This window comes from Chimaeribacter sp. YP20170169, from assembly GCF_056739715.1.
In genome coordinates, this window is sequence record NZ_CP176824.1 from 2,047,823 (window position 1) to 2,064,105 (window position 16,283).

Genomic DNA, 16,283 nt, shown 5'->3' on the forward strand with positions numbered 1-16,283 from the left:
GCCATGATGTTTGATTTCTCCACACCGGTTGACCGGCATAACACCTGGTGCACCCAGTGGGACTACGTGGCCGATCGCTTCGGCCATGCGGATCTGCTGCCGTTCACCATCTCAGACATGGATTTTGCCACCGCGCCCTGTGTGCTGGCGGCGCTCCACCAGCGGCTGGCGCACGGTGTGCTGGGCTACAGCCGCTGGCAGCACGACGACTTTTTGGGCGCGCTGCAGGGCTGGTTCCAGTCGCGCTTTGATACCGCGATTGATACCAAAAGCGCGGTGTATGGGCCGTCGGTGATCTATATGGTTTCGGCGCTAATCCAGCTCTGGTCAGCGCCCGGCGACGCGGTGGTGATCCATACGCCTGCCTATGACGCCTTCTACAAAGTGATTGAGGGCAACCAGCGGCAGGTGCTGGCCTGCCCACTGACACGTGACAACGTCACCTGGCGTTGCGATATTGCGGCGCTGGAGCACCTGTTGGCGCGGCCCGAGTGCAAAATCCTGCTGCTGTGCAGCCCGCACAACCCCACCGGCAAGGTGTGGCAGGAGGAGGAGTTGCGCATCATGGCTGGGCTTTGCGCACGCCACGGCGTCCGGGTGATCAGCGATGAGATCCATATGGATATGGTGTGGCAGGGGCGGCACCGCCCGTGGGCGGCCATCGCCCCGCCGGAGAGTGACTGGGCACTGCTGACCTCCGCCTCCAAATCCTTCAACATCCCGGCGCTGACCGGCGCTTATGGCCTGATAAGTGACGACGTCACGCGTGGGCACTATCTGCAACAGTTGAAGGGGCGCGATGGCCTCTCCTCCCCGGCGGTGCTGGCGTTAACGGCGCACATCGCCGCTTACCAGAAGGGCGCGCCCTGGCTGGATGCGCTGCGCAACTATCTGGCGGAGAACCTGCGCTGGACGGCAGAGGCGCTCAACCACGCCTTCCCAACGCTCGGATGGCAGCCGCCAGAGGCAACCTATCTGGCGTGGATTGACCTGCGGCCGCTGGCGATGGATGACGAAGCGTTGCAGCGGCAACTGATGGAGCATGAGCGGGTGGCGATTATGCCCGGCACCACCTATGGCGCGGAGGGGCGCGGGTTTGTGCGGCTCAATGCCGGTTGCCCGCGCAGCAAACTGGAGCACGGCGTCAACGCGCTGATCCACGCCTTGCGCACCTTGCAGGCGCAGTAACTGGCAAAAATCCCACCGCCGCCAGCACAGGTGGCGGTGGATTGCGCAAACAACCCGCCATTCGCCCTCTTTTTGCTGCAACGCATGGTAATTTTCATCTGTTTATTTTTATACTGTTATGCACTTTATTCTTAGAAGAGTGCACATCATGATTGATCCCCGCCTTCCCCTGACTGACATCCACCGCCATCTTGACGGCAACATCCGTGCGCAAACCATTCTCGAGCTGGGTCGCCAGTTCAACCACCCGCTGCCGGCCAATGAGCTGGAGGCGCTGCGCCCGCATGTGCAGGTGATGAAAAATGAGCCGGATCTGGTGAGCTTCCTGCAAAAGCTGGATCTGGGCGTGGCGGTGCTGGGGTCGCTGGAGGCCTGCCGCCGCATCGCCTATGAGAATGTGGAGGATGCCCGCCAGGCCGGGATCGACTACGCCGAGCTGCGCTTCTCGCCCGGCTACATGGCGATGACCCACCAGTTGCCGGTGGCTGGCGTGGTGGAAGCAGTGATCGACGGCGTGCGCGCTGGCATCCGCGATTTCGGCACCGAGGTGCGCCTGATCGGCATCATGAGCCGCACCTTTGGCGAAGAAGCCTGCCTGCGTGAACTGGAGGGGCTGTTGGCGCACCGCGATGGCATCACCGCGCTGGATCTGGCTGGCGATGAGCTGGGCTTCCCCGGCAGCCTGTTCCTCAGTCACTTCAACCGCGCGCGTGACGCCGGGATGCGCATCACCGTGCACGCTGGCGAAGCCGCTGGCCCGGAGAGCATCTGGCAGGCGATCCGCGAGCTGGGTGCCGAGCGCATCGGCCACGGCGTGAAGGCGGTAGAAGACCGGGCGCTGCTCGATTTTCTGGCTGAGCAGCAGATTGGCATTGAGTCCTGCCTCACCTCCAACATCCAGACTAGCACCGTCTCCTCGCTGGCTGCGCACCCGCTGGCGACCTTCCTGCGCCACGGCGTGCTCGCCTCAATCAACACCGATGACCCGGCCGTGCAGGGCATTGAGCTGCCACACGAGTACCAGGTTGCCGCGCCGCAGGCCGGCCTGACGCCAGAGGAGATCCGCCAGGCCCAGCAGAATGGCCTGACGATGGCATTCCTCAGCGAGCAGGAGAAGCAGGCGCTGCGCGACAAGGCCGCCGCCCGCTGATGTGTTGCAGGCCGGCACCGCCCGGCCTGCCCCTCCCCACCCTTTTCTGATTTTCCCCCCTTTTGCCTCCCTGCTGGCTACGCTGTAAACAGCGCAACACAGGAGAGAGCCATGCGTATTGCATCCTACAATGTGGAAAACCTGTTTGACCGGGCAGCGGTGATGGATCAGGCCAGCTGGAGCAGCGGCCGGCCGGTGCTGGAGAAGTTCGCGGCACTGAACGCCCTGTTGGGTGAAGTGACCTACACCGACGCGATGAAAAAGAAGATGGCGGCCCTGCTCGTCGATCTGGGGCTGGAGAAGTCAGACACCGGCCCGTTCGTCATGTTGCGGCGCAACCGCGGCAGCCTGCTGACGCGGCCCCGCGCGGGTGGCATCACCATCACGGCCGAGGGCCGGGCCGACTGGGTTGGCTCGCTGGAGCTGATTGAGGAGCCGGTGAACGAAATCGCCATGCGCCTCACCGCCAAAGTGATGATTGACCTGAAAGCTGACGTGCTGGCGGTGATTGAGGCGGAGAGCCGGCCATCGCTGGCGGCCTTCAATCAGGAGATTATCCGTGCGCTGGGCGGCGAGCCGTTCCGCCATGTGATGGTGATTGATGGTAATGACACGCGCGGCATCGACGTCGGGCTGATGACCGGCTCCCAACTGCCGATTCGCGAGATGCGCAGCCACGTCGATGACCGGCAGGGCGAGGCGCTGATCTTCTCGCGTGACTGCCCGGAGTACAGCATTCCCCTCGCCTCCGGCGAGACGCTATGGGTGATGGTCAACCACCTGAAAAGCAAGGGCTACGGCAGCAAGAGCAGCTCCGACGCCCGCCGCCGGTTGCAGGCGCAGCGGGTGCGGGAGATCTACCAGCAGCGGGTGCAGGAGGGGCACCGGTTCATCGCCATCGCTGGCGATTTCAATGACACGCCGGAGAGCGACGCCCTCGCGCCGCTGTTGCAGGAGAGCGACCTGCGTGACGCCTTCACCCACCCGCGCTTTGATCAGGGCGGCTATCCCGGCACCTGGGGCAACTGCGCGGCCAGCAACAAGCTGGATTACATCCTGCTGTCGCCCGCGTTATGGGACAAGGTGCAGGCGGGCGGCGTGATTCGTAAGGGGATGTGGCCGGGCGTGCGCCCGGTGAAGTGGGAGGCCTACCCGGAGATGACAGCGCCGGAACATGCCGGTTCAGACCATGCGGCGCTGTGGGTAGACCTGGATATTTAGGCTCAGCGCGCCGGGCGCTCGACCGCCTTGGCCTCCGCCGCGGCGGTGCGCCGGGCGTAGCGCGCCGCCAGCACTGCACAGACCATCAGCTGGATCTGGTGGAAGATCATCAGCGGCAGCACCATCGCACCGACCGCAGCGGTCGGGAACAGCACATTGGCCATCGGGATGCCATTCGCCAGACTCTTTTTCGAGCCGCAGAACACAATGGTTATCTCATCGGCGGTGTTGAAGCCGAGCCAGCGCGCGGCGAGGGTGTTGATCACCAGCACCACCGCCAGCAGCACCAGCGACATCACCACAATCGCCAGAATTGACCAGCCATCAATCTGGTGCCAGATCCCCTCCACCACCGCAGCGCTGAAGGCGGTGTAGACCACCAGCAGGATTGAGGAGCGGTCGGTGATGTTCACCAGCTTCTTGTGGCGCTGCACCCAGCCGCCAATCAGCGGGCGCGACAGGTGGCCAATGATAAAGGGCACCATCAGTTGCAGGATGATTGAGCCGATGGCGTGCAGGATATTGGTGCTACCGCCCTGCGTATGCATCAGCGCGCCCACCAGCAGCGGCGACAGGAACACGCCAAGGATGCTGGAGGCCGAGGCGCTGCAAATTGCCGCCGCCACGTTGCCGCCAGCCACCGAGGTGAAGGCGATGGCCGACTGTACGGTGGCCGGCAGCGCACAGAGGTAGAGAAAGCCGAGGTAGACAGTGGGCGTCAGAATCCCCGGCGACAGCAGGTTCATCGCCAGCCCCAGCAGTGGGAACAGCACAAAAGTGCTCAGGAACACCACCACGTGCAGCCGCCAGTGGCCCATGCCCGCGATGATCGCCTCGCGTGACAGCTTCGCGCCATGCATAAAGAACAGCAACGCGATGGCGGCGGTGGTCAGGTACTCAAAGCCGGTTTTGGCCCGGCCCTCACAGGGGAACAGCGAGGCAACGATCACTACCGTCACCAGAATCAGCAAAAAGGGGTCTATCCGCAAACGTTGCAACCACGACATGACACTTTCCTTGAACAGGGGCGCCAGGCGGCGCCCAATATGATGCCCTTAGGCTTTGACTGGCAGGGCGCGTTTCTGGCCGGCGGACTCCAGCCCCAGCTCAATCAGCTCCATCACGCGGATCGCCTCGGCGGCGGTCACCGGGTTGTTGCCCTGCCCGTTGATGGCGTCACGCACCTGCGCATAGTAGGCCGGGTAGTTGCCCGGCAGCGTCAGCAGCGCCTTCTCCGCCATCATGTCGCCGTTCGCCAGCGTCACCACGCCGTCACGCATGTCATAGCCCCAATCCTCCTGCGGCAGGCGCTCGCCGGCCTTCAGGCGATCCTCCTGCGGGTCGAGGCCAAACTTGACGTAGCTGCCCTGCGTGCCCTGCACGGTGAAGCGCGGGGTTTCGGCGGCGGCATAGACGGTGCTGTGCAGCACTACGCGCAGATTGCGGTAGCTGAGGATGGCGTGGAAATAGTCCACGGCGCGGGCGTTGGGGCGTAGCATCCCCAGGTCAACGTAGAGGCTGTCGGGCATACCGAACAGTTGCAGCGCCTGATCGATCAGGTGCGGGCCAAGGTCGTACCAGATGCCGCTGCCGGGGCCGCCGCCTTCGCGCCAGCGGTTGCGCACCTCGGGGCGGTAGCGGTCGAAGTGGGACTCAAAGTAGACGATGTCGCCAAGGCTCCCCTCGCCCATCAGGGATTTCAGCGTCAGGAAGTCGCTGTCCCAGCGGCGGTTGTGGAACACCGAGAGCAGCTTGCCGGTGGCGGCGGCGAGTTTCTCCAGCTCGCGCGCCTGCGCCAGCGTCACGGTAAAGGGCTTGTCCACCACCACGTGCTTGCCGGCGGTGAGCGCCGCCTGCGCCAGCGGGAAGTGGGTCTCATTCGGGGTGGGGATCACCACCAGATCGATGCTGGGATCGTCGAACAGCGTTTGCGGGTCTTTTACCACCTTCATCGAAGGCCAGTCGGCCTCGACCTTGCTGGCGTCACTGCTGGAGATCGCCGCCAGCTCCAGGCCCGGCGTTCCCGCCAGCAATGGCGCATGGAAGGTTTTGCTGGCGTAGCCGTAACCCACCAGCCCAACACGGATTTTCTCTGCCATTTCACATCCTCTTGAACGTTTACCTGCCCTGATTTGACACCATGACGGGCAGCAGAACAAGAGTAAATTATTTGTGAAGATTGGCGGTTCCGCCACCCGGCCGGGCGGCGGCGGGCGCTAGCGGGAGTTGGCGGCCTCCTGCTCCGGCCAGGGGCGTTCGCGGTAGGGGCGCGCCGGGTAGTTGATCTCGGTGCTGCGGCGACGGAAGTCGCTAGGGCTGACGCCCACCCGCTTGCGGAACACGCGCGAGAAGTAGAGCTGGTCATCATAGCCCACCACCCGGCCAATGGTGGCGATCGACTCCTGGGTGGTCTGGAGCAGCAATTTGGCGCGGATCACCCGCTGATCCTCGCGCCAGCGCAGGATATTGATTCCCACCTGCTCGCGGAACAGGTGCGCCAGCCGCGACGGCGACAGGCAGACGTGGCGTGCCACCTCCTCAATGCGCAGTTCGCCAGCCAGGTTGCCGGTGATGAACTGGCACGCCTCAATCACCCGTGGGTCGAGGATCTTCTGCGGGCTTTGCGGATCCTCCTCCATCGCCCGCAGCAGCAGGCGCTCCAGCAGGTTCATCCCCAGCTCCTCGGAGAAGCGGCGGCCCGACTTCTGCGTCTGCTCGATGTTGGCGAACAGGCGGTCAAACTCCAGCAGCAGCGTATTGTCTGGCAGCATCAGCCGGCCCACCTCGTTGGTCTTGCTGCGCCACTCCAGCCAGTCGGCCCAGTAGGCGCGTGGGCGGAAGTAGACCCAGCGGTGATACCAGCAGTCGCTGTTGGCGGAGCGCCCATAGTGGTGCGGCGCCTTGGGCGGAAAGAGCATCAAATCGCCGGGGTTGCAGTAGAACGCCTGCTCGCCGTCGAAGATGCGCCCCTGCCCCTTGATGGTCAAATTGAGGATGTAGCCCTTCATGCCGCCCGGCCGGTCGACCACGAAGTCGAGCGGGCCATCCGCCATGATGGGCGTCAGCCCGGCCACCAGATAGGCATTGAAGTTATAGCCCGGCAGCAGCGGGTTGGGTTGCGGTTCCTGAATCATACGGTGATACATCTGATCCTCCAACATCAACGCGTTAACGCCACACATTGCCGATCTCGCGGCCGGGCAGCAAGCGCGCTGCCCGGCCATGTTGCGAAAGTGTGAACAGAAAAGGTTTTTACCCCTACACCGTGCGTTTTGCCGCCTGTTTGTAGCGGTCGAAAATCACCGCCGCCAGCAGGATCGCGCCGCGCACCACATATTGTGAGAAAGGCGAGATGTTCAGCAGGTTCATGGCATTCTCCACTGTACCGAGGATCAGGATACCGGCGATCACGTAGGAGATTTTGCCGATGCCGCCCTTCAGCGAGACGCCGCCCAGCACGCAGGCGGAGATGACAATCAGCTCATAGCCAATCGAGGTCATCGGCTGGCCGCTGGTCATGCGCGAGGCGAGGATGATGCCCGCCGCCGCCGAGACCAGCCCGGAGAGGATGAAGATGATGATTTTGGTGCGCACCACCGGCACCCCGGCCAGCCGCGCTGCCTCCTCATTGCCACCGATCGCCAGGGTATTGCGGCCAAAGGTGGTTTTGTTGAGCAGGAAGCCGAACAGGATCAGGCAGGCGACAGTGATCCAGATTGGGGCCGGCAGGCCGAACCAGTTGGTGTAGCCGAGGGCGAAGAAGCGCTCATCCTCAATCCCCACCGCCTTGCCATCGGAGATGATGTAGGCCAGCCCGCGCACGATCTGCATCGTCGCCAGCGTGGTGATCAGGGCGTTGATCTTCAGCCGTGCGATGACAAAACCGTTCACCAGCCCCGAGAGCAGCCCCAGCCCCATGCCGGCGGCCACGCCGAGCCACAGGCTCTCGCTCAGGTTGATCACCACCGCGGTGGTGACACCGGCGCAGGCGATCACCGAGGCGACGGAGAGGTCAAAGTCACCGGAGGCGAGGCAGAACAGCATCCCGCAGGCCACCATGCCGGACATGGAGATCGCCAGCCCCAGCCCCTTCATGTTGATGAAGGTGGCAAAGTTCGGCACGAAGATGGCGCAGGCGAGAAACAGCACCGCGAACACCACCAGCATACCGTAGCTGTCCCAGACGCGGGACAGCCCCAGGCCGCGCGGTTTCGCCGGGCTGCTGCCGGGTTTGATGGAATTTGTGGTAACAGTGGACATCGTATTGCTCCTCACATCAGGCGGCGGCGCCTGGGTCAAGTTCAGGGGTACGCAGCATAGCCAGGCTGAGCGCTTTCTCTTCCGTAGCCTCATCATGGGACAGCTCGCCGGAGACCGCGCCTTCGCGCATCACGATGATGCGGTCAGCCAGCCCCAGCACCTCCGGCAGGTCGCTGGAGGCGAACAGCACCGCGATGCCCTGCTTCGCCAGCTCATAAATCACGTGGTAGATCTCATGCTTCGCGCCGACGTCAATGCCGCGCGTCGGCTCATCCAGCATGATCACCTTCATCTCCTCCGACAGCCAGCGGCCCAGAATCGCCTTCTGCTGGTTGCCGCCGGAGAGGTTCATGATCAACTGGCGGGCGTGCGGCGTTTTGATGTTGAGCGAGCGGATATGCTTGTCGGCGTTGGCGCTCTCCCAGCGATTGTTGATCAGGCAGCCAGCGGTGACGGTCTTGCGCCGGGCGCTGATGTTGATGTTCTCCTGCACCGAGTGCACCGGGATGATGCCGTCGGCCTTGCGATCCTCCGGGCAGAGCATGATGCCAGCGCGGATGGCGTCAATCGGCGAGCGCACCCGCAGCGGCTCGCCATCCAGCAGCAGCTGGCCGCCGCTGATGCGCGTGCCGCCAAACAGCCCCTTCATCAGCTCGCTGCGCCCGGCCCCCACCAGCCCAAACAGGCCGACGATCTCACCGGCGCGCACCTCGAGCGAGATCGGGGTGCGCACGCCCGGTGCCTTGACCTCCTCCACCTTCAGCCGCACCGCGCCGTGCGGGCGTGGCGCATAACCGTAGACATCGCCCAGATTGCGGCCCACCATCGCCTGCACCAGCTTCTCGTTGTCCACCTGCGCCATGTCGTCAAAGGTGCGCACGTAGCGCCCATCCTTGAACACCGTGATGGCGTCGCTGAGGGCGAAAATCTCCTCCATGCGATGTGACACATAGAGGATCACCCGCCCCTCGGCGCGCAGTTCGCGGATCACGCGGAACAGCTGCTCAATCTCGCGCGCGGAGAGCGAACTGGTCGGCTCGTCAAAGGCGATTACCTTGGCGTTGCGCGCCAGCGCCTTGGCGATCTCTACCATCTGCCACTGGCCGATGGAGAGGTACTTCAGCGGGGTGTCGGGATCGATCTCCAGCCCCAAGTGTTTAAGCTGCAACTGCGCCTCGTAGCGCAGCAGCTTGCGGTTCACCAGCCCGCGCTTGTGCGGCAGCTGGCCCAGATAGATGTTCTCCGCCACCGTCATCTCCGGCACCAGATGCAGCTCCTGGTAGATGATGGCGACGCCGGCGTTCAGCGCGTCGGTGGTGTTGTTAAAGGCGACCGGCGCCCCCTTCAGGCGGATCTCGCCGCTGGTGGGGGTGTAGTTGCCGCTGAGGATCTTCAGCAGCGTTGACTTGCCAGCGCCGTTCTCCCCCATCAACGCGTGGATCTGGCCGGCATGGCAGTGGAAGCTGATGTCGTCCAGCGCCTTCACGCCCGGAAACTGTTTGCCGATGGCGCGAAACTCCAGATAGGGTGACTGCGTTGTCATCGTATAACCCTCGTGGGATGGTCAACGGAAAAGGCGGCCCGCAGGGGCCGCCGGGAGGCTTACATCAGCCCTTTCTTTTGCAGTTCGGTCTTGAAGTTGTCGCGGGTAATCAGCACCACGTCGGTCACCTCGGTGAACTTCGCTGGCTCCGCATCCTTCTGCACCCAGTCATGCAGCATCTGGATGCTCTTGTAGCCGTGGATGTCCGGGCTTGGCAGCAGCGAGCCATAGAAGCCGGTGGCCTGGCCCTTCGACAGCTCGCTCACCGCGTCCACGCCGTTGATGCCGATGCCAATCACGTTCGGCGCCTTGAAGCCCTGCCCCTCGGTGGCGCGCACGCCGCCCAGTACGGTGTTGTCATTCATGCCGACGATCAGCCAGTTCTTCACCTCCGGGTGCTGCACCAGCATCGAGTTGGCGGCGTCAAACGCGCCGGGGATGTCGTTGGACTTGGTCGGCACCTTGTAGATCTGCTTCTCCGGGAAGCCGGCGGCCTTCAGCGCGTCCATCGAGCCGGTGGTACGGCGGCGGGCGGTGTCCAGTTCGTCGGCGGTGATCGCCATCACCCCGGTCTCCGCCACGTTCCAGCCACGCTTCTGCATCTCTTTGTACAGCTCCTGCCCCTGGCGCTCGCCAATCTTGGTGGCGGCCATCATCACCAGCGGCACCGTCTCCATCGGCTTGCCCTTGGCGGTGACGAACTGGTCATCCACCGCGATCACCTTCAGGTCATAGCCACGCGCCTTGGCCATGATGGCCGAGCCGAGTTTCGGGTCAGGGGTGCAGATCACAAAGCCCTTCGCGCCGCTGGCCGCCAAGCTGTCGATGGCATTCAGCGTCTTCTCGCCATCCGGCACCGCGATCTTGATCACCTCAAAGCCCAGATCCTTGCCGGCCTTGTCGGCAAACTTCCACTCTGTCTGGAACCACGGCTCCTCCGGCTGCTTCACCAGAAAGCCGAGTTTCATGGTTTCGGCGATAGCTGATTGTGACATAACGGCCGCCAATGCGATGGCTGCGAGTCCCTTAGTGAATTTATGCATGATGCTCTCCGGTCTTATTGGTGTTGTTCACCCGGTGCGACGGGCGCTGTGAAAACGTTATCAGTAGGGGATCACGTCGGGCGGAGCAGCGGGACAGTGCCCGTGACAGGGCGCTTTCTGGCTGCCCGCCTGCGGTAAGACAGGAACAGTTTTAACGGGAAATGGGCACGGAAAATGTGGAGCGCTATCACATCTGCAAATAACAGCAGGAATATGCATAGATATAGCGAATTTAGCCAACCGATAACTTTTGACTGACATCACAGAAACATCCAAGGAAGCAGAAAAGTGCATACTTGCAGCAAGTGGCTCCTCACCCTGCCCGCCAGCCAGCTCCTAATGTAGTCAGCACTTCCCCAGACCCATAGGAGTACCCAGAATGACGCAAGGTGCCATAGCGATCGGCCTTGATTTTGGCAGCGATTCGGTACGCGCGCTGGCCGTGGATTGCCAACAGGGCACCGAGCTGGCGACGGATGTCATCTACTACCCGCGCTGGCAAGAGGGGCGCTTCTGCCGCCCGGCGCAGAACCAGTTCCGCCACCATCCGCTTGACTATATCGAGGCGATGGAGCAGGCGGTGCGCAACGTGGTCAGCCAATTGACGCCCGCGCAGCGCGCCGCGGTGCGCGGCATTGGCGTGGACACCACCGGCTCCACCCCCGCCCCGGTCGATGCCGAAGGGCGCGTGCTGGCGCTGCGGCCAGAGTTCGCCGACAACCCGAACGCCATGTTCGTGCTGTGGAAAGACCACACCGCAATTGAAGAAGCGGAGGAGATCAACCGCCTCTGCCGCAGTGGCCGCTTCCCCGACTACAGCCGCTACATCGGCGGCGTCTACTCCTCCGAGTGGTTCTGGGCCAAGATCCTGCACGTCTCGCGCGCCGATGCCGCGGTACGTGAGGCGGCCGCCTCGTGGGTAGAGCTGTGCGACTGGGTGCCAGCACTGCTGGCTGGCCGCACCGCGCCAGCTGACCTGCTGCGCGGCCGCTGTAGCGCTGGCCACAAGATGCTGTGGCACCCCTCCTGGGGCGGGCTGCCGCCGCGTGACTTCTTCGCCGCGCTTGACCCGGCGCTGGTGGAGCACCTGCCCTACCCGCTGTTCACCGAGACCTACACCGCCGAGCGGCCGGTCGGCACCCTGAGCGCCGAGTGGGCGCAGCGCCTTGGCCTCTCTGAAGAGGTGGTGCTCTCCGGCGGCGCGTTCGACTGCCACATGGGCGCGGTCGGTGCCGGGGCGCAGCCCTACACGCTGGTGAAGGTGATTGGCACCTCCACCTGCGACATCCTGCTCGCCGATCAGGCGCGGGTCGAGGATCGGGCCATCGCTGGCATCTGCGGCCAGGTGGATGGCAGCGTGGTGCCGGGCATGATTGGCATGGAGGCTGGCCAGTCAGCCTTCGGCGACATGTACGCCTGGTTCAGCCGCCTGCTGAGCTGGCCGCTGAAGCAGGCCGCCGCTGCCAACCCGGCGCTGGCGCCGCAACTCAAGCAGATTGAGGCGGAGTTGCTGCCCACCCTGACCCGCGCCTGGGCGGACAACCCCTCGCTGGAGAGCCTGCCGCTGGTGCTGGACTGGTTCAACGGCCGCCGCACCCCCAATGCCAACCAGCGTTTGAAGGGGCTGATCACTGACCTGAACCTTGGCACCGACGCCCCGGCGCTGTTCGGTGGCTTCATCGCCGCCACCGCCTTTGGCGCGCGCGCCATCATGGAGTGCTTCGAGCAGCAGGGCATTCCGGTGGAGAACGTGCTGGCGTTGGGCGGCATCGCCCGCAAATCGCCGCTGATCATGCAGGTGTGCGCCGATGTGATGAACCGCCCGTTGCAGATTGTCGCCTCTGACCAGTGCTGCGCGCTGGGCGCGGCCATCTTTGCCGCGGTGGCCGCTGGCGAGTATGCCGACGTGCCAGCCGCCCAGCAGCAGATGGCCTGCCAGATTGAGCGCACCCTGCTGCCGGATGCGGCGCGGGTGGCCGCCTTCCAGCGCCTCTACAGCCACTACCAGCAGTGGTGTGACACCGCCGAGCCGCGCTTCGCCGCCGCCCCGGCCCAGCCGGTCGCCCCGACGGCCGAACCCCTTGCCTAATTTTTCCGGCGGGCGCCTGCCGCCCGCCCCTATCTTTCAGGAGTTGCAGATGGACGCATTTAAACAGCACGAAGTATGGTTTGTGATTGGTAGCCAGCACCTGTATGGGCCGGAGACCCTGCGTCAGGTGACGGATCACGCCGAGCAGGTGGTCAACGGCCTGAACAAAGAGGCGCGCCTGCCGGTGAAGCTGGTGCTGAAGCCGCTCGCCACCACGCCGGATGAGATCGCCGCACTCTGCCGCGAGGCCAACTACCACGCGGGCTGCATCGGCCTGATGGTCTGGCTGCACACCTTCTCGCCAGCCAAGATGTGGATCGCGGGCCTGTCGCTGCTGCACAAGCCACTGTTGCAGCTGCACACCCAGTTCAATGCCCAGGTGCCGTGGGAGAGCATGGACATGGACTTCATGAACCTCAACCAGACCGCCCACGGCGGCCGCGAGTTCGGTTTCATCGGCGCGCGGATGCGCCAGCACCATAGCGTCATCACCGGCCACTGGCAGGATGGCACCACCCACCGCCGCATCGCCGAGTGGATGCGCGTGGCGGCGGCGCGCCAGGAGAGCCAGCAACTGAAGGTGGCGCGCTTTGGCGACAACATGCGTGAGGTGGCGGTCACCGAGGGCGACAAGGTGGGCGCGCAGATCCAGTTCGGCTACAGCGTCAGCGCCTACGGCATCGGCGACCTGGTGAGCGTGATCAACGAGGTGAGCAACGGCGACGTCGATACCCTGATTGAGGAGTATGAGGCGAGCTACGAGCTGACCGATGCGGTGAAGGTCAACGGCGACCGGCGCGAGAACCTGCTGGACGCGGCGCGCATCGAGCTGGGGATGACGCGTTTCCTCGAGCAGGGCGGCTTCCGCGCCTTCACCACCAACTTCGAGAACCTGTGGGGCATGAAGCAGCTGCCGGGGCTGGCGGTACAGCGCCTGATGCAGAAGGGCTACGGCTTTGGCGGCGAGGGCGACTGGAAGACCGCCGCGCTGCTGCGCATCATGAAGGTGATGGCCGAGGGGCTGGAGGGCGGCACCTCCTTTATGGAGGATTACACCTACCACTTCCAGCCGGGCAATGATCTGGTGGTCGGCTCCCACATGCTGGAGGTGTGCCCGAGCATCGCCAAGGAGCGCAAGCCGCTGCTGGACGCGCAGTACCTCGGCATTGGCGGCAAGGCCGATCCGGCGCGCCTGATCTTCTCCACTCCGGCTGGCCCGGCGGTCAACGCCAGCGTGATTGACCTTGGCGATCGCTTCCGCCTGCTGGTGAACGTGGTGGATACCGTCGAGCAGCCGCACCCGCTGCCGAAACTGCCAGTGGCGCGCGCCATCTGGCAGGCGCAGCCTGACCTGCCGACCGCGGCGGAGGCCTGGATCCTCGGCGGCGGCGCGCACCACACCGTGTTCAGTCAGGCGCTGAACCTCGACCACCTGCGCCTCTACGCCGAGATGCACAACATCGAGCTGCTGGTGATTGACAACCAGACCACCCTGCCCGCCTTCAAGGATGCGCTGCGCTGGAACGAGGTCTACTACAAGCTCTGCGCCCGCTGATCCCCCGCCATAAAAAAGAGTGGGCCTGAAGGCCCACTCCTGCTTGCCGCTCCCTGTTATTGCCCACCTGATTTATTGGCTTTTTTTCCCACTTTTAGTTGGCTGAGCACTGCCTGGATCCACCGCTTGATCCACCGCAGCGGCGTCAGCACCGCTGGCGGCCTCGGTATCCTCGGCGGCCTGTTCCTTTGGAACGGCACCGGCATCAGCGGCGGGTTCCTCGACCACAATCTCTTGTTCGGCACCGTCGCTTGGCCCTGGCTCTGAGGCATCGGGTGCGGCTGCCGTCTCCGTTGTTGCCTCCGTAACCGACTCCGCTGTCGCGGGAGTGGCGCCGGGCTGAGACCCATCTCCCGCGCTGGAGGGATCGGGCGTGCCTGCCACGCTCTGTGGGCCAGCATCACTGCCACTGCCACTGCCGGTGCCATCATCTGGCTGGGTGTCAGCCTCCACGTCGGTCGGCTGGCCAGCGGCGTTTTTGCCCCCCACCCCAGCGGCCAGCGCATCGGCGGGCTGCACCGGGATGGCGTCACTGGCGGCCTGCTCCGCCTCGGTCGGCGGCGTGTCCGGCGCGTTCAGATCCGCGGGCTGGGCGACGTCCGGGGCATTGGCAGCGTTCACCTCCGCTGGCTGCACCGGGATGGCGTCACTGGCAGCCTGCTCCGCCTCGGTCGGCGCGGCGTCAGGTGCGTTCAGATCGGCGGGCTGGCCGACGTCCGGGGCATTGGCGGCGTTCACTTCCGCTGGCTGCGCCGGGATCGCCGGGCTATCGCTGGACGCATCCGCCGCCGGTGCCGCGCCACCCTCGCCGCCTTCAGCCGGGGCGTCACTGGCCGCCGCGTCCACAGGCTGCGAACTCCCCCGGCTGGGTCAGCGGGTGGCTCCTCGGTGACAATCTCCTTCGGCTCGCCCTTGGCTGGCGCGCTGGCATCCCGCACCCGTCCGGCATCGTGGTCAGCCTGATCGGTGGTATCCCCGATCTGGTCAACGTCGCCGCCCTGCGGTTTCGGTGTCTCGCCCACCGCCAGCCCCGGCGGGGTGGCGATCTCCTTGGAAGCCTGCTCATCCGGGGCCTCTTCCGTGACAATCTCCTTCGGCTCACCCTTGGCCGGCACGCTGGACTCCGATAACCGGCCCGCATCATGGTCAGCCTGCGGCGTGGTGCCCTCCTCCGGTGCGGGCAGTTTCACGCCTGCGGCCTGCGCCACCTGCGCCACCACGCCAGTGACTACATCGGCCAGCGCGCCGGTGGCGGCCGAGACCGCGCCCGACGCCGCGCCAGCCACCGCCTCCTTGGCTTTCGACAGCAGCTCATCCTCCTTGGCCTGGAGGATCGCCTTGGCCTTTTTCATCAGGATGTCAGCTGGCTGGAGCGGCACCTCGCTCACGGCTTCCGCGCCATCGCTCACCGCTTTGTGGGCGATGGCGGTGGCGGCGGCCAGCCCGGCCTCCACGGTCTGCTTCGCCACCTGCGCCACCTCTTTCGGCACGCTCAGGCCAGTGCTCATGTCCGTTTCCTCGGCGCTGACGGTGCTCGGCTGATAGTTGGCGTCCTCCACGCCAAAGATGGAGTAGTCCACTTGCATGTTGCCAGTCAGGTCGGTGACGCCGTTCTCCTTGCGCTCGCCATATTTGTAGTGCTGCAACCGGTTGAGGGAGAGATAAAGCAGGCCCAGCTGCTCATCATCCTCATCCTGCAAACGCTGCGACATCACCTCGGTCACGAACTTCACGATCTCCACGCCAGCGCGGAAGCCGGGGTTGGCGACGTTGAGCACCAGCGACCCCAGCGACCCGGCAAAGTTGTTGAACTCGGCGTGGTCGGCGATAGAGGAGAAGACCGACCCCAACTCGCGCGTGTCCTTGTTGCTCTTGACCGCCATCAGGCACCAGTTGACGTCCTCCGGCATCTTGTCGCACTGGAACAGCGTGTAGCCGGTGCTGCCAAAGGTCAGCCGCGCGTTGTCTTTGACGTTCTCCACCGTGGTCAGGATCTGCGAGGAGCTAACGCTCTGCACCGCGCGCGCCAGCAGCGCGGTTTTTTGCGCGGGATCGTTGGAGTCCAGCCAGGTGTCGATGTCTGGCAGGGTGGACTGGCTGGTGGTGACGAAACTGATCAATTTGACATTCGACAGGTCCTTGCGCCAATTAAACAGTGAGCGGGTGGCGCCATTACTGGTTAGTTTGACTTGGTTGGCTCTGAAATAGAACATAATGTACCTCTGCATAATGTA

The 16,283-nt window shown here is 64.3% G+C and carries 13 protein-coding genes; 5 read left to right on the plus strand and 8 right to left on the minus strand.

Annotation, left to right across the window (positions count from 1 at the left end; all coding sequences use genetic code 11):
* The first annotated feature begins 6 nt into the window (after nucleotides 1-6).
* The 3 genes from ACK3SD_RS09095 to ACK3SD_RS09105 all read left to right on the plus strand — a co-directional run bounded on the left by ACK3SD_RS09095 (nucleotide 7) and on the right by ACK3SD_RS09105 (nucleotide 3,559).
* Nucleotides 7-1,188: a MalY/PatB family protein gene (locus tag ACK3SD_RS09095; RefSeq protein WP_481125258.1), complete on the plus strand. Its 1,182-nt coding sequence runs from the start codon at nucleotides 7-9 to the stop codon at nucleotides 1,186-1,188.
* A gap of 148 nt (nucleotides 1,189-1,336) precedes the next feature.
* A complete protein-coding gene (gene add / locus ACK3SD_RS09100) occupies nucleotides 1,337-2,338 on the plus strand; it encodes an adenosine deaminase (RefSeq protein ID WP_481125259.1) in 1,002 nt (333 codons plus the stop codon).
* Between the two features lie 111 nt (nucleotides 2,339-2,449).
* Nucleotides 2,450-3,559, plus strand: coding sequence for an endonuclease/exonuclease/phosphatase family protein (locus tag ACK3SD_RS09105; RefSeq protein WP_481125260.1), 1,110 nt, complete (start codon nucleotides 2,450-2,452; stop codon nucleotides 3,557-3,559).
* A 2-nt stretch (nucleotides 3,560-3,561) separates the two neighbouring features.
* Here ACK3SD_RS09105 and ACK3SD_RS09110 read toward each other — a convergent pair whose 3' ends face one another.
* The 6 genes from ACK3SD_RS09110 to ACK3SD_RS09135 form a co-directional block, all read right to left on the minus strand.
* Nucleotides 3,562-4,566 carry a bile acid:sodium symporter family protein gene (locus ACK3SD_RS09110; RefSeq protein WP_481125261.1) on the minus strand — a complete coding sequence of 335 codons (1,005 nt, stop codon included), beginning with the start codon at nucleotides 4,564-4,566 and terminating at the stop codon, nucleotides 3,562-3,564.
* Nucleotides 4,567-4,614: 48 nt separating this feature from the next.
* Nucleotides 4,615-5,658 (minus strand): oxidoreductase, encoded by a 1,044-nt coding sequence (locus ACK3SD_RS09115; protein WP_137763257.1) that lies wholly within the window; start codon nucleotides 5,656-5,658, stop codon nucleotides 4,615-4,617.
* Between the two features lie 117 nt (nucleotides 5,659-5,775).
* Nucleotides 5,776-6,705, minus strand: a complete 930-nt coding sequence (gene araC, locus ACK3SD_RS09120) for an arabinose operon transcriptional regulator AraC (protein ID WP_481125262.1) — start codon at nucleotides 6,703-6,705, stop codon at nucleotides 5,776-5,778.
* 112 nt (nucleotides 6,706-6,817) lie between these two features.
* Nucleotides 6,818-7,819, minus strand: coding sequence for an L-arabinose ABC transporter permease AraH (gene araH / locus ACK3SD_RS09125; RefSeq protein ID WP_137763259.1), 1,002 nt, complete (start codon nucleotides 7,817-7,819; stop codon nucleotides 6,818-6,820).
* 16 nt (nucleotides 7,820-7,835) lie between these two features.
* Nucleotides 7,836-9,362, minus strand: a complete 1,527-nt coding sequence (gene araG / locus ACK3SD_RS09130) for an L-arabinose ABC transporter ATP-binding protein AraG (RefSeq protein ID WP_481125263.1) — start codon at nucleotides 9,360-9,362, stop codon at nucleotides 7,836-7,838.
* A gap of 59 nt (nucleotides 9,363-9,421) precedes the next feature.
* The gene (locus ACK3SD_RS09135) at nucleotides 9,422-10,405 is read right to left on the minus strand and encodes an arabinose ABC transporter substrate-binding protein (protein WP_481125264.1); all 984 of its coding nucleotides are present in this window, start codon (nucleotides 10,403-10,405) and stop codon (nucleotides 9,422-9,424) included.
* 379 nt (nucleotides 10,406-10,784) lie between these two features.
* Here ACK3SD_RS09135 and ACK3SD_RS09140 point away from each other — a divergent pair, with 379 nt between their 5' ends.
* Together ACK3SD_RS09140 and araA are read left to right on the plus strand one after the other, a co-directional pair.
* Nucleotides 10,785-12,494, plus strand: a complete 1,710-nt coding sequence (locus ACK3SD_RS09140; RefSeq protein WP_481125265.1) for a ribulokinase — start codon at nucleotides 10,785-10,787, stop codon at nucleotides 12,492-12,494.
* A gap of 49 nt (nucleotides 12,495-12,543) precedes the next feature.
* Nucleotides 12,544-14,049, plus strand: a complete 1,506-nt coding sequence (araA, locus tag ACK3SD_RS09145) for an L-arabinose isomerase (RefSeq protein ID WP_481125266.1) — start codon at nucleotides 12,544-12,546, stop codon at nucleotides 14,047-14,049.
* Nucleotides 14,050-14,121: 72 nt separating this feature from the next.
* On the opposite strand, the gene ACK3SD_RS09150 is transcribed toward araA, so the two are convergent.
* Both ACK3SD_RS09150 and ACK3SD_RS09155 read right to left on the minus strand, forming a co-directional pair.
* On the minus strand, nucleotides 14,122-14,895 hold the full coding sequence (locus ACK3SD_RS09150; protein ID WP_481125267.1) for a hypothetical protein: 774 nt from the start codon (nucleotides 14,893-14,895) through the stop codon (nucleotides 14,122-14,124).
* Complete coding sequence (locus ACK3SD_RS09155) at nucleotides 14,784-16,262, minus strand: hypothetical protein (RefSeq protein ID WP_481125268.1); 1,479 nt, start codon at nucleotides 16,260-16,262, stop codon at nucleotides 14,784-14,786. Before ACK3SD_RS09155 ends, ACK3SD_RS09150 begins: the two co-directional genes overlap by 112 nt.
* Nucleotides 16,263-16,283 lie beyond the last annotated feature (21 nt).

Coding starts and splice junctions, on each gene's coding strand:
- ACK3SD_RS09095 (WP_481125258.1), top strand. CDS start 7: ATGTTTGATTTCTCCACACCGGTTGACCGGCATAACACCTGGTGCACC.
- add (WP_481125259.1), top strand. CDS start 1,337: ATGATTGATCCCCGCCTTCCCCTGACTGACATCCACCGCCATCTTGAC.
- ACK3SD_RS09105 (WP_481125260.1), top strand. CDS start 2,450: ATGCGTATTGCATCCTACAATGTGGAAAACCTGTTTGACCGGGCAGCG.
- ACK3SD_RS09110 (WP_481125261.1), bottom strand. CDS start 4,566: ATGTCGTGGTTGCAACGTTTGCGGATAGACCCCTTTTTGCTGATTCTG.
- ACK3SD_RS09115 (WP_137763257.1), bottom strand. CDS start 5,658: ATGGCAGAGAAAATCCGTGTTGGGCTGGTGGGTTACGGCTACGCCAGC.
- araC (WP_481125262.1), bottom strand. CDS start 6,705: ATGTATCACCGTATGATTCAGGAACCGCAACCCAACCCGCTGCTGCCG.
- araH (WP_137763259.1), bottom strand. CDS start 7,819: ATGTCCACTGTTACCACAAATTCCATCAAACCCGGCAGCAGCCCGGCG.
- araG (WP_481125263.1), bottom strand. CDS start 9,362: ATGACAACGCAGTCACCCTATCTGGAGTTTCGCGCCATCGGCAAACAG.
- ACK3SD_RS09135 (WP_481125264.1), bottom strand. CDS start 10,405: ATGCATAAATTCACTAAGGGACTCGCAGCCATCGCATTGGCGGCCGTT.
- ACK3SD_RS09140 (WP_481125265.1), top strand. CDS start 10,785: ATGACGCAAGGTGCCATAGCGATCGGCCTTGATTTTGGCAGCGATTCG.
- araA (WP_481125266.1), top strand. CDS start 12,544: ATGGACGCATTTAAACAGCACGAAGTATGGTTTGTGATTGGTAGCCAG.
- ACK3SD_RS09155 (WP_481125268.1), bottom strand. CDS start 16,262: ATGTTCTATTTCAGAGCCAACCAAGTCAAACTAACCAGTAATGGCGCC.